The sequence below is a fragment of the Halomonas marinisediminis genome, from assembly GCF_004347715.1.
Lineage (GTDB): Bacteria > Pseudomonadota > Gammaproteobacteria > Pseudomonadales > Halomonadaceae > Halomonas > Halomonas icarae.
The window spans coordinates 1-13,043 of sequence record NZ_SLTR01000032.1 but is presented as its reverse complement, the minus strand read 5'-3'; the positions used below and the strand labels follow the sequence as shown (position 1 = coordinate 13,043).

The 13,043-nt window shown below is 62.3% G+C and carries 9 protein-coding genes; 3 read left to right on the top strand and 6 right to left on the bottom strand.

All coding sequences use genetic code 11. The features are described from left to right. Positions 1 to 123: 123 nt before the first annotated feature. A complete protein-coding gene (locus tag E0702_RS15600) occupies positions 124 to 750 on the bottom strand; it encodes an OmpW/AlkL family protein (protein ID WP_132045508.1) in 627 nt (208 codons plus the stop codon). Positions 751 to 962: 212 nt separating this feature from the next. On the opposite strand from E0702_RS15600, the gene E0702_RS15595 reads away from it, so the two are divergent. Continuing rightward, the gene (locus E0702_RS15595; RefSeq protein WP_132045506.1) at positions 963 to 1,256 is read left to right on the top strand and encodes a hypothetical protein; all 294 of its coding nucleotides are present in this window, start codon (positions 963 to 965) and stop codon (positions 1,254 to 1,256) included. Positions 1,257 to 1,380: 124 nt separating this feature from the next. Here the strand turns inward: E0702_RS15595 and E0702_RS15590 are convergent, their stop codons facing one another. The 5 genes from E0702_RS15590 to E0702_RS15570 form a co-directional block, all read right to left on the bottom strand. Continuing rightward, a complete protein-coding gene (locus E0702_RS15590) occupies positions 1,381 to 2,007 on the bottom strand; it encodes an OmpW/AlkL family protein (protein ID WP_132045504.1) in 627 nt (208 codons plus the stop codon). Positions 2,008 to 2,243: 236 nt separating this feature from the next. Next, positions 2,244 to 5,909, bottom strand: a complete 3,666-nt coding sequence (gene putA / locus E0702_RS15585; protein WP_132045502.1) for a bifunctional proline dehydrogenase/L-glutamate gamma-semialdehyde dehydrogenase PutA — start codon at positions 5,907 to 5,909, stop codon at positions 2,244 to 2,246. Positions 5,910 to 5,985: 76 nt separating this feature from the next. Next, positions 5,986 to 7,476 (bottom strand): sodium/proline symporter PutP, encoded by a 1,491-nt coding sequence (putP, locus tag E0702_RS15580; RefSeq protein ID WP_132045500.1) that lies wholly within the window; start codon positions 7,474 to 7,476, stop codon positions 5,986 to 5,988. Between the two features lie 388 nt (positions 7,477 to 7,864). After that, positions 7,865 to 8,671: an AraC family transcriptional regulator gene (locus E0702_RS15575; RefSeq protein ID WP_132045498.1), complete on the bottom strand. Its 807-nt coding sequence runs from the start codon at positions 8,669 to 8,671 to the stop codon at positions 7,865 to 7,867. A gap of 58 nt (positions 8,672 to 8,729) precedes the next feature. Continuing rightward, on the bottom strand, positions 8,730 to 9,104 hold the full coding sequence (locus E0702_RS15570; RefSeq protein ID WP_132045496.1) for a hypothetical protein: 375 nt from the start codon (positions 9,102 to 9,104) through the stop codon (positions 8,730 to 8,732). A gap of 1,223 nt (positions 9,105 to 10,327) precedes the next feature. Between E0702_RS15570 and E0702_RS15560 the strand changes: the two genes are divergently transcribed. Next, positions 10,328 to 11,887 (top strand): type I restriction-modification system subunit M, encoded by a 1,560-nt coding sequence (locus tag E0702_RS15560; RefSeq protein ID WP_132045494.1) that lies wholly within the window; start codon positions 10,328 to 10,330, stop codon positions 11,885 to 11,887. Continuing rightward, a complete protein-coding gene (locus E0702_RS19585) occupies positions 11,884 to 13,008 on the top strand; it encodes a restriction endonuclease subunit S (protein WP_205741948.1) in 1,125 nt (374 codons plus the stop codon). The genes E0702_RS15560 and E0702_RS19585 overlap by 4 nt, the downstream gene beginning before the upstream one ends. The last annotated feature ends 35 nt before the right edge of the window (positions 13,009 to 13,043 follow it).

The following is a 13,043-nucleotide window of genomic DNA, read 5'->3' as shown; positions in this document are numbered from 1 at the left end:
CAACAGGACAACAGGACAACAGGACAACAGGACAACAGGACAACAGGACAACAGGACAACAGGACGCCGAACACAACAGGGCCCGCCAATGGCGGGCCCTGTTGTGTTCGGCGTGAGGTGGAATCAGAAGCGGTAGCTGATGCCGCCCATCACCACGATCGGGTCGATCTCGACCTTGCCGGCGTCGGCACCGCCGACCTTCACATCGCTGTCGATATCCAGATACCAGACCGCGCCATTGAGGGCCCAGTGGTCATCGATCAACAGGTCGATACCCAACTGCCCGGCGGCACCCCAGGAGTCATCCAGTTCGACCGAAAGATCGGCATCAAGCTGCTCGTCGGAGAAGCGGGTGTAGTTGACGCCCACGCCGATATAGGGCTGCACATAGGCGTCGGTGCCGCCCAGTGGATAGTACTGCAGGGTCAGGGTCGGCGGCAGGTGATCGGTAGAGCCGCCCGTGATGTTGCCGACTTGAAAATCATGATCGAATGGCTCGGCGGCCAGCAGCTCCATGCCCAGCTTGTTGGTAAAGCGATAGCCCAGGGTAAAGGCAAAGGCGCTGTCGTCTTCGACGTCGACTTCTGCGTCACCAAGAATTGTGCCGTTATCGCTCTTGGGCGCCACCTTGGCCACGCCGAGACGGGTGAAGACGTCACCGGCGCCGTAGGCGAGGGCCTGGCTGCTGACGGTAACGGCGGCGACGGCGATGCTCGCCGCAATCAGGATTGAGAGGGGGCTCTTGCGCATGCTTCGGCTCCTGGTGGCTGGCTCTCTGCGACGGGGTGCCGCATCGGATTTCATGCTTATGTTAACGAGCCGTTAGGCGCCGCACGTTGATCCAGCGCAAGGTTTTTTATCCGAGGTGGCAGAGTGTCGCAGCGCGCCCGGAACGTCTTCAGGGTCGCCAGAACGGGGGGAATCGTCTTCACTGAAGTCAGTGGATAGAGACGGGGGTGCCCATGGAGCGTAAGGAGTCGCGATACGGTCTGGAGATGGCGCTGCTGGCCCTGCTTCTGGCGGCGGGGCTGGCGGTGTGGCTGCTGCTGCGCCCCGAACTGATCACTGGTCTGCCGCTTGCGGTGCGCCTGCCGTTGATACTGCTGGGCATCTGGGCGCTGGGTGCGGCCTTCCTGCGCCCCTATGGGGTGTTGCCCAGTCACGGCTGGCAGCATCGAATGCTGACGCCCCCCTGGAGCCTGCTGGCTCTGGGGCTGTTTGCCTTGCTGCTGATGGGGCTGGCCCTCTCGGGATAGTGGCGCCTGGTAAGTGGAAGGACCAACAATCCGAACCGGGCGGATCATGGAGTGCCTGATCGCCAGGTGCTTATGCAGCAGGACCCGCCAGTGGCGGGCCCTGTTGTGTCTGGGGTGGGGATGGTCAGAAGTGGTAGCTGATGCCACCCATGACCAGTATCGGGTCGAGCTCGACCTTGCCGATGTCATTCCCATCCAGGCTGGCGTCGGAATCGATATCCATATACCAGACTGCGCCGCTAAGGGCCCAGCGGTCGTCGATCAGCAGATCCACCCCCAGCTGGCCGGCTGCCCCCCATGAGTCATCCAGTTCAAGCTTTGCGCTGGAACCGTCGAGCTTCTCGTCGGAGAAGGTCGTGTAGTTGACGCCTACGCCGACATAGGGCTGGACATAGGCGTCGGTGCCCCCCAGCGGATAGTACTGTACGGCTAGGGTCGGCGGGAGATGGTCTGTTGAACCGGTAGCGGCACCACCGGCAAGTGTGAAGTCATGGTCGAAGGAATCTGAGGCCAGCAGCTCGACGCCCAGCTTGTCGGTAAAGCGGTAGCCCAGGGAAAAGGCGAAGGCGCTATCGTCCTCGACATCAACATCGAGTGTCCCGTTGGCCAGCGAACCGTTATCACTCTTGGGCGAAAACTTGGCCACGCCGAGGCGGGCGAAGAAGTCGCCGGCACCGTAGGCGAAGACCTGGGTGCTGGCGGTGACGGCAACGCTCGTCGCGATCAGGATGGTGAGAGTTCTCTTGTGCATGGTTTTGGCTCCTGCAAGCGTTGGCGCGGTAGGACACCGCCACCGAGCATTTATTTTAGATGCATGCCGCAGGTTTTGCGTTGTTTTAACGTTGGGTCTGGCACGCAGGGCGAAAATAGGCGATAGCGCACCTGCAGAAACGATGCAGGCCGCCCGAGGGCGGCCTGCTGGTGGGAAGGGGCAGACCAGGGCCTGCATGCTGTGGATGGGCTGAGAGGGGTTTCCTCTCCCGCATTCTACTCGGCCGTGGCCAGCAGGCTGGCGTTGCCGCCGGCTGCGGTGGTGTCGATGCAGAGGTGGCGTTCCACTGCGTAGCGCTCCGGCGCGATGGTCTGGGTCTCCAGCGGCACGATGGGCCCGTCGCGCTTGGCGAGTGCCCGGCGTAGCTCTCGGGTCCAGTCGCTGCTGCCGGCGGCGGCCACCGCCACGAAGCCCTCGATCGCGCTCAGCGTATCGGCCGAGACGCGGCCGTCGAGCCCGGCGACCGGCGCCCCGGCCCGCTCGAGGGGCTGTACGGCTTCGGCCGCGCCCGGTGCGACGATCAGCGCCGGGCAGCCGGCACCGAGCGCCTGCACCGCCTGGGCGACCGCGATATCCAGCGTCGGGCCGAGACAGAGCACCGGCCCCTTGGGGTACATCGCGAGCCGGTTGCTCTCTCCGGTCGGTCCCGGCAGCGACTGCGGCGTCATGTCCAGAGACGCCGTCTCGGCCAGCGCCTTGCGGATCACGCCGCGCTGTCCGGAGAGCGCCCGGCGCAGCACCTCGACACGGTCGGGCCGCGCCGCCCAGTTGCGCGGGTCGAGGCCGTTGAGGCCCGACTGCAGATCGCCGAGCGACACGGCGTCGCCCCTCGGCGCCTCGTGACGCTCGACCTCGGCGGTGCGGCGAAAGCGAGTGACGTAGAGCGGCCCGCCGGCCTTGGGTCCGGTACCCGAGAGCCCCTCGCCGCCGAAGGGCTGGGAGCCGACGATGGCGCCGATCTGGTTGCGGTTGACGTAGACGTTGCCGACATGGATCCGCTCGACGATCTGCTGTACGCGATCGTCGATACGGGTGTGCAGGCCGAAGGTCAGTCCATATCCCTTGGCGTTGATCGCATCGACCACCTCGTCGATCTCCCGCGCCTTGAAGGTGGCCACATGCAGCACCGGCCCGAAGATCTCGCGCTCGAGATCGCCGATGCCGTTGACCTCGACCACCGCCGGGGTAACGAAGGTGCCCTCCGCCGGTGCGGGCAGCGTCTTCAGCAGCCGGCCGGCCTTGCGCTGGGCTTCCACATAGGCGGTGATATCGGCCTGGGCCTCGGCGTCGATCACCGGCGAGACGTCGGTGTCGGTGTTCCAGGGGTCGCCGATCACCAGCGCGTCCATGGCGCCGTCGAGCATGGTCAAGAGTCGTTCGCGTGCCTCCTCCTGGACGTAGAGCATGCGCAGCGCCGAGCAGCGCTGGCCGGCCGACTGGAAGGAGGAGATCAGGATGTCGCGCACCGCCTGCTCGGTGAGCGCGCTGGAGTCCACGATCATGGCGTTGAGTCCACCGGTCTCGGCGATCAGCACCGCATCGGGCCCGGCGTTCTGGGCGAGCGCCTTGTGGATGATCTGCGCCACCTCGGTCGAGCCGGTGAAGCAGACGCCGGCGATGCGCGGATCGCTGGTCAAGGGGCCACCCACCGTCGGCCCATCGCCGGGCAGCAGCTGCAGCGCCGCCTCAGGCAGCCCGGCCTCGCGCATCAGCTCGACGGCCCGGGCGGCGATCAGTGGCGTCTGCTCGGCGGGCTTGGCGAGCACAGCGTTGCCGGCCCCCAGCGCGGCCGCGATCTGGCCGGTGAAGATCGCCAGCGGGAAGTTCCACGGACTGATGCAGACGAAGAGGCCGCGGGCACTGCCGGGCTCCTCGGCCTCGAGGCGCTCGCTCTCGTTGGCGTAGTAGCGCAGGAAGTCCACCGCCTCGCGCACCTCGGCGATGCCGTCGAAGAGCATCTTGCCGGCCTCGCGGGTGCAGATCACGGTCAGCTCGGCGATGTGCTCCTCGTAGAGATCGGCGGTCCGGCGCAGCACCTCGGCGCGCTCCGCCGCCGGCCGCGCCGACCACTCGCGGTAGCCACCCCCGGCGGCGTCCAGCGCGGCGGCCACCTCCTCCTTGGTCGCCTCGTGGACCTGGCCGACCACCCGGGAGGTGTCGGCGGGGGAGAGCGTGTCACGCGCCTTGCCCTGGGGCGCTGGGCCGCCGGCGAGCATCGGCCCGGCCGTCCAGGTGGTATCGGCGAAGGCCTCGCGGGCCTCGATCAGCGGCAGGATCGAGGCCGGCTCGTTGATCCGGTAGCCCCGGGAATTCTTGCGCTCTGGAGCGAACAGCTCGCCGGGTTGGCGGATCGACGGGCTGGCGATGGCATCGTCCAGGCGCTCGAGTTCGGCGACCGGGTCCTTGGCGACCTCGCTCGGCGGGATGGTGTCATCCACCACCTGATTGACGAACGAGGAGTTCGCCCCGTTCTCCAGCAGGCGGCGCACCAGGTAGGCCAGCAGGTCGCGGTGCGCGCCGACCGGGGCATAGATACGGCAGTGGGTGCCCTCCGACTGCTTGACGATATGGTGCAGCGACTCGCCCATGCCGTGCAGGCGCTGGAACTCGTAGCTCTCCTTGTCGCTGCCCGCCATGGCGATGATTGCCGCGCAGGTATGGGCGTTGTGGGTCGCGAACTGCGGGTAGATGCGATCGCGCCGGTCGAGCAGCATCTGCGCGCAGGCCATGTAGCTGACGTCGGTATTGACCTTGCGGGTAAAGACAGGGAAGGTCTCGACGCCCATCTCCTGGGCCAGCTTGATCTCGGTGTCCCAGTAAGCCCCCTTCACCAGCCGCACCATGATCTTGCGATCAAAGCGCTCGGCCATCTCGTGAAGGGCCTCAATCACTGGTGCGGCGCGGCGCCCATAGGCCTGCACCACCACCCCGAAGCCGTCCCAGCCATCGAGTTCCGGGTCGGAGAGCAGCGCCTCGATCACGTCCAGCGACAGATCCAGGCGGTCCTGCTCCTCGGCATCGATGTTGAAGCCGATGTTGGCCTTGGCCGCCTGCTTCACCAGCTCCTGTGCCCGGGGCACCAGGACCCTCATCACGGTATCGCGGTGCGTATACTCGTAGCGAGGATGTAGCGCCGACAGCTTCACCGAGATACCGGGGCTTGAGCGCACGTCGCCCTTGGCCTGTTTGGCGATCGCCTCGATCGCCGTGGCGTAGGCCTGGTGATAGCGCAGTGCGTCGGCGTCGGTGCGCGCCGCCTCGCCCAGCATGTCGTAGGAGTAGGTGTAGCCCTGCTTCTCGAGCTCCCGGGCATTCTTCATGCCCTCCTCGATGGTCTGGCCGAGCACGAACTGACGGCCGAGAATCTTCATCGACTGGCTAACTGCGGTGCGCACCACCGGTTCGCCCATGCGGCGCACCAGGCCCCGCAGCGCACGTACCGGACCCTTGGGATCCTCCTCGAGTACCTTGCCGGTCAACATCAGCGCCCAGGTCGAGGCGTTGACCATCGACGAGGAGGACTTGCCCAGGTGCGCGCCCCAGTCAGAGGGCTCGATCTTGTCGTGGATCAGGTCGTCGATGGTCTCCGCATCGGGCACGCGCAGCAGCGCTTCGGCCAGGCACATCAGGCCGACGCCCTCGGCGGTGGAGAGCCCGTATTCGGCCAGGAACGACTCCATCATGCTCGGCGAGGTTTCCTTGCGCACCCGCGCCACGTAGTTGGCGCCGGCCTCAGCCACGCGCTGGCGCTCCTCTTCGGAAAGGCGCAGCTGCTCCACCAGTCCTTTCAGCACGCTGGCTTCATCGATCGAATAGTGCTCGCGGATGCGCGCGCGGAGGACGTTCTCGACCCCCTGGGGACCCGGGGTGGCGTGATTCATGGTTGATCTCTCCTGCTAATGGCCCCGGTCGCGGGGCCACGTGGTGTTGCTGGGTTCGGCGCCCTCGGGCACCGAATTACCGCTCGATATGCTGATACTCGCCGGCATCGGCGGTGGCGAGGCTCACCGCCATGATGGCCACCCAGGCGGCGATGAAGCCGGGGATGATCTCGTAGACACCGGGCCCGCCCATGAAGGAGCCGTTCCAGCCCAGCGAGATCCAGATCATGACGGTGAGGGCGCCTACCACCATGCCGGCGATGGCACCGGCGCCGTTGGTGCGCCGCCACATCAACGAGAGGATGATCAGCGGGCCGAAGGCCGAGCCGAAGCCAGCCCAGGCGTTGCTGACCAGTCCTAGTACCTGGGAGTCGGGGTTGGAGGCGATGATCACGGCGACGATGCCCACCAGCACCACGCAGAGGCGACCGATCGCCACCGTCTCCTTGTCAGATGCCTGCTTGCGCAGGAAGAGCCGGTAGAAGTCCTCGGTCAGTGATGAGGAGGAGACCAGGAGCTGGCTGGAGATGGTACTCATGATCGCCGCGAGAAGCGCGGCATAGAGGAAGCCGGTGATCAGCGGATGAAACAGCAGATCGGCGAGGATGATGAAGATGGTCTCCGGGTCCTCGACGTTCATCCCGTTGCGCACGGCGTAGGCCCGGCCGAAGATGCCCAGCGACACGGCCCCAATCAGGGAGATGGCCATCCAGGACATGCCGATGTTGCGCGCTATCGGAACCTCCTTGAGGCTGCGAATGGCCATGAAGCGCACGATGATGTGCGGCTGACCGAAATAGCCCAGCCCCCAGGTGACCGCCGATAGCCAGCCGATGACTGTCAGCCCCTCGGTCCAGGTCAGCAGGGTGGGGTCTACCTCGTTGAGCGTCTGCGAGGCCTGGGAGTAGCCGCCGCCGCCCTCGCCGAAGAGCACCACCGCCGGCATGATCACCAGCGCCAGCATCATGATGCAGCCCTGCACAAAATCGGTCAGGCTAACGGCCAGAAAGCCGCCGATGACGGTGTAGACCAGCACGATACCAAGAGTGATGACGACTCCCGCTGCATAGTCGCTCAAGCCGCCAAAGTTGAAAATGCCGGCGAAGGCGCTCTCGAACAGCTTGCCGCCCGCCACCAGGCCGGAGGCGGTGTAGACGGCGAAGAAGATGACGATGACGACCGCTGATACGGTGCGCAGTGACAGTGCTCGAGTCGGAAAGCGGTTAGCCAGGAACTCGGGGATGGTGATCGCGTTGCCGTAGTGGACGGTTTGCTCACGCAGACGCGGGGCGACCAGAGTCCAGTTGAAGAAGGCGCCCACTAGCAGGCCGATGCCGATCCAGGCCGAGCCGAGCCCCGACACGAACAGCGCCCCGGGCAGCCCCAGTAGCAGCCAGCCGCTCATGTCCGAGGCACCGGCGGATAGCGCGGCCACCTTGGGACTCAGGCCGCGTCCGCCCAGCATATAATCTTCGGATGACGAGGTGGCCTTCTGCATCGCATAAACGCCGATGGCGATCATGAGTACGAAGTAGCCCATCAGGCTGATCCATACACCAGTTTCCATGAAAACTCTCCAGTTCGTCAGGGCGGAGCCAGGCTCCGAGTCGTTGATGCCGCTGCCCAAGGGGGGTGACAGCCGGGCATCGCTTTCTTGGTTTTGTTGTTTCGATAGCGTCTTGGTTTTTTGGCTTCGATGGCGTCACGCCGGGCCTCGTCAAGCGTTACAGTGATTCGCTGTTCGCATGATCTCCTCCGGCGAGTGTGGTACTCGGCACGACAACTTGCGGCGTTGTGCCGGTGCGGTTGCGATGAGAGTGAGACTGTCGCAGCCTGGCCTCACCCTAACTGTAGGTGCCCAGCGTCGAGGATGCTTGTGGATTCCGCGGGAGTTATTGCAAAAAGCGCGTGCGTTATCCGACGATGGCTTCAGGTCGTTAGACTTTCGTCTGAGATCAGGTTAGGGAGGTGCATCGCAAGGCATCGTCGTTACGCCGTGAGGAACTGGCAAAGCGCCGTCGCAGGCGGCTTGGCGGCTGTCCATAGGCTTGGCGGCAGGCGTGGGAGAGCGCGCTCTGGTTACTGAAACCGGTCAAGGCGGCGATCTCCGCCAGCGGCAGGCGGCTGTCGTCGAGTAACCGGCGAGCGGCCTCGAGGCGACGGCGTCGCACATATTGCCAGGGCGTGAGCCCAGTCTGCTGGCGAAAGCAGTGTCGGAAGTGAGCCTCGCTGAGGCATGCCACCCGAGCCAGGTCGGCCACACTGAAGCGGCTGGCCAGATGAGCCTCGATGAAGCGATCCAGACGCACCATATCGAGCCTGGAAGGGGAGGCTTTCGCCTTACAGGCCAGGCGGGCGTGTAGGCAGCCCAGCAGCGTTGCAGCGAGTCGGTCACCCTGTTGTGGATCCGGTGTCGAGTAATTGAGCTCCTCCAGTAGAAATCCCATGTAACGCTTGAGCGGGTCATCCAGGGTAAAGAAGCGTGGTGCGTCGAAGAGGCGTGCAAGGTCTTGCTGAGGACCGGTAAGGGCGGGGGATCTTGTCGATAGATCGAGAATGAGTTGGCGGTTGTCGCCGGTGCCTGCGTAGTAGTGCACATGATTGGCCGGCACGATGCAGCCGGAAAGCGCCGAGATAACACCGCCAAGCCCTTCGATCTCGAATTCCGCGCGGCCGTGCAGTCCGATTACTACCTGATGGTAATCGTGGGCATGGTGGCGAGTGGCGGTGTCGAGGGGAATCTGGCGGATCACGCTGGACATGGCGGGCTCCCTTCGAGCGGCGGGCGAGATACCATCCTACCCCGTGCGGCAGAATGTCTCATTTCACGCTGCGTTGACGCTCGCGCAGTGCCTGGCGGCGCGCCAGGTGGGCGCGCAGTGCTGCGAGCTCGTCATGTCCCTGTTCATCCAGCAACGACTTGCCCCTCGCGGCGCGGCCGTGGTTGCCATGCGCGTCCATCAGGCGCTGGGCCCGACGGCGCACACCATCCAGGTAGTCATCATGGCGGATTGGATACCCCATGATGGCATTCCACTCGCTCTCGTCGACGCGGCCCTCCAGTGCCTGGTCGAAGAGGATCAACAGTCGTTCGGGGTCGGTACGAAAACGTGGTGTGCCGGAGAGCAGCAGCAGGCCAACCATGCCGCCGAAGATCAGCAGACAGACGACAAAGACCAGCAGATAGAGGGCCATGGCAAGCTCAGGCGTGACATCAGTAGAGGTGCGCAGGGCACGGAGGGAAGGAAAACCTGGAGCGGGTGAAGGGAATCAACATTCATCCGCATATTTCCTTTTAAATCAGTGGCTTGCAGATATTGGGGTAGCCATCTGTAGGCCTTGGTGTAGCCATTGCTGCTGCCACCACTCGGGGCATCATAAGGGGCTGATTGGGGTGGTTCAAGTCGGAGCATGATAAAGGGGAGATGGTGAAGTGCCGATCTCTCCGTTGTGGTTCAAGCTATCTCACGCCGGAGAGGGGAAAGCAGTATCGAGTGCCCGGTCTTCCGTGTGCCGTGTGGCTGAACGTGCTTCCCCTTGAGTCAGCTCAGCCAGGCTCGCGGCTAGTTCCTGTGCTGCTTCCGCGACAGAGACAACCTCCTGAGTCTTCTCATGTAGGCAGAGCATTTGCTGCTGAGCCTCCAGCGAGCAAGGTCGGTCGGTTCCGATGATGGCGGCGAGTGTCTGAGCTATGGCTGTCCCTTTCTCCGTCAACCGCATGATATGACGGCGACCATCAAACGGATCACACTCTGCCGTCACGAGGCCCAGCCCTGGTCTGCCCTTGCGGTGCCTATCCGACAGCAATGCGACATTCCTTGAGCACGAAGACTGGGCTAGGCCGGTTCTCCGCATCAGCTCTGAGGTCGAAACTGCTGGCTCAGTTGCGACCGTGAGGAAGACGTGGGCGGCCTGGATGGGTAGCTCAGGAGACAGTCTGCGTAACTCCCTGATGCAACGGCTGAGTCTCTCGAGGGCTGTTCGATCATAGTCCATGCTGCTGCTCCTCAGTGACCTGGACCCGGGGCTGCCTGATGGGGGGCAATAGGCAGTCTGTTGAGGTGCAGCCCTGTGGTGTTCCACGCCAGCTCCCCCACCCTTGGGCAGCGAAGGTAGACGTCACCGAGATAGAGCCAAACGGCGAGGCCGCCGAGTTTCACGCTGATTCCCCACTTGCCGATACTGCATGTCATACGCTGTTTTCCTTGTGTTCTGGTGGAAACCTCAGATATAGCAGCCAGTGGTGGGTTGAAAAGTGTCATAATATCAAAGTCTTATATTCATTCTCGCATCTAATGCGGGCGTGGGTATGAGGGATCGAGCGGTGGTGGACGCCCTGCAGAGGCGGAAGATGTTGTAGTAAGCTGCTCTCAACGAACCATCCTGAAGAACACTGCTAGACGAACCGGAGCAAGACCTTGGTCAATGGAGACGTAGGGAAGCGGCTGTGGGCAGCAGCTGACCAGTTATGGGCCAACACTGGCCTCAAGCCCGCCGAGTTCTCGACCCCCGTGCTGGGCCTCATCTTCCTGAAGTACGCCGACAAGAAGTATTCAGCAGCCGAGGAGAAGCTCGGGCCAGTGGGTTCCGGTGGCCGCCGCAAGGTGAGCAAAGATGACTACCTGGCCGAGGGGGTGATCTTCCTACCCGAGACCGCCCGTTTCTCGCACCTGCTGTCGCTCACCGAGGGTGACAACATCGGCAAGGCAATCAACGATGCCATGAAGGCCATCGAGGATGAGAACCCCGACCTAAAGGGTGCCCTGCCGAGAACATACACGCGCCTGGACAACTGGGTGCTGCAGGAACTGCTCAAGCAGCTCGCTCCGGTTGACCTGTCGGGGGACGCCTTCGGCAAGGTCTATGAGTACTTCCTCGGCAACTTCGCCCTGAAGGAAGGTCAGAAAGGCGGTGTCTTCTACACGCCCGAGTCCATCGTCAAGCTGATCGTCGAGATCATCGAGCCCTACCACGGGCGCATCTTCGACCCGGCTTGTGGCTCTGGCGGCATGTTCGTCCACTCGGCAGACTTCGTGGAACGTCACCACAAGACGGCCATGGATGAAATCTCGATCTTTGGCACCGAAAAGGATCAGACCACCGTCAACCTCAACAAGATGAACCTCGCGGTGCATGGCCTCTCCGGCGATGTGCGCGTATCCAACACCTACTATGAAGACCCTCACGGCTCGGTCTACAAGAACGGTGACGGCTTCTTCGACTTCGTGATGGCCAATCCCCCGTTCAACGTCTCGGGAGTGGACAAAGAGCGCTTGGAAGGCGACCCACGTTTCCCATTCGGTGTGCCAAAGACCGACAATGCCAACTACCTCTGGATCCAGCTCTTCTATGCCTCGCTGAAGCCGACAGGGCGAGCTGGCTTCGTCATGGCCAACTCAGCGGGCGATGCCCGAGGCAGCGAGCAGGTGATTCGCCAGAAGCTGATCGAGTCCGGTGCCGTGGATGTGATCGTCTCGGTGGGGCCGAACTTCTTCTACACCGTGACGCTACCCTGCACCCTGTGGTTCTTTGACCGGTCCAAAAGTGAAACCGAGCGCGGCGACAAGGTGCTGTTCGTCGATGCCCGCCACCTCTACCGCCAGATAGACCGGGCGCACCGCGACTGGCTGCCGGAGCAGATTGAGTTCCTGGCTAACATCGTGCGCCTCTACCGTGGCGAAGCAATCGAGCTGGATCAGGGCAGTGAGCCGCTGCTGGCCGAGAAGGGGCTGAGCGAGGGGTACACTGATGTGCCTGGACTCTGCAAGGTGGCGACTCGGGAAGAGATCGAAGCGCAGGGTTGGTCGCTGAACCCAGGTCGATATGTCGGGGCAGTGGCAAGAGAAGCCGAAGACGTGGACTTCACGGAGAGGCTGGAGGAACTGGCTGAGGAGCTGGAGGTGCTGAACTCTGAGTCAGGTGAGCTTGAAAAAGCCATCTCAGCCAATGTCGCTGACATCTTGGAGTCATCTTCGTGACAGTGTTGAATGATATCTGTGAGCTTATTGTAGATTGCGAGCACAAGACCGCGCCCAAAAGCTCAACTGGCTACCCTTCGATACGCACCCCCAATGTGGGAAGAGGTCGACTGATCCTCGATAATGTAAATCGAGTCGATGAGGAGACCTATGCCCAATGGACCCGAAGGGCTGTTCCTCAAGAAAATGACCTAATCATTGCAAGGGAAGCACCTGTAGGGAACGTAGCAATTATTCGCCAGGGGGAACAGGTTTGCCTCGGCCAGCGGACTGTTCTAGTTCGTCCTGATCCGAACAAGGTTAACCCCGAGTTTCTCTGTTACTTTATGCTGGGTGATTATGTGCAGGGGCAGTTTGGAGCTGCTGCAACCGGTGCAACCGTTCCTCACCTAAATATGCGTGATATTCGTGGACTTCAAGTTCCCGCTTTACCTGCCCGTGAAGTTCAGAACCGTATCGCCTCCATCCTCTCTGCCTACGACGACCTCATCGAGAACAACACGCGCCGCATCGAGATCCTTGAGGAGATGGCCCGGCGGTTATACGAGGAGTGGTTCGTCCACTTCCGCTTCCCTGGGCATGAGGAGGTGAGCTTCAAGGAGAGCGAGCTTGGAAAGATTCCTGATGGGTGGGAGATAGCCAATCTAGAGAAAACTGTTGATTTAACGATGGGGCAATCACCCAAGTCGGAGTTTTACAACGACACAGGGGAAGGACTTCCATTTCACCAAGGCGTCACTGACTTCGGGAGCTACTTTCCCAGCAACAGGCTTTACTGCACTGTAGAGAATAGAATCGCTGAGGAAGGGGATATCCTTTTCAGTGTTCGTGCTCCAGTGGGAAGGATTAATATCTCGAAAGAGAAGATCGTCATTGGACGCGGTGTGTCTGCACTCCGCAGCAAGGCGGGTCATCAGGTTTTCCTGCTGTCACAGCTCCGGAAAATTTTCGAGGAAGAAGACTCGATTGGTAATGGTGCTATATTTAAGGCCGTCACCAAGAAAGACATGCAAACTATCAAGCTGTTACAGCCTGATGCTCACTACATAGACAGCTTTGAGTCAATCGCTGGCTCTCTCTGGAAGCAGATATGTAGTGGCATAGTGAATCTGGCCACCTGATTTTGAGTGTATGATCACTCCATAGACAGTCAGGT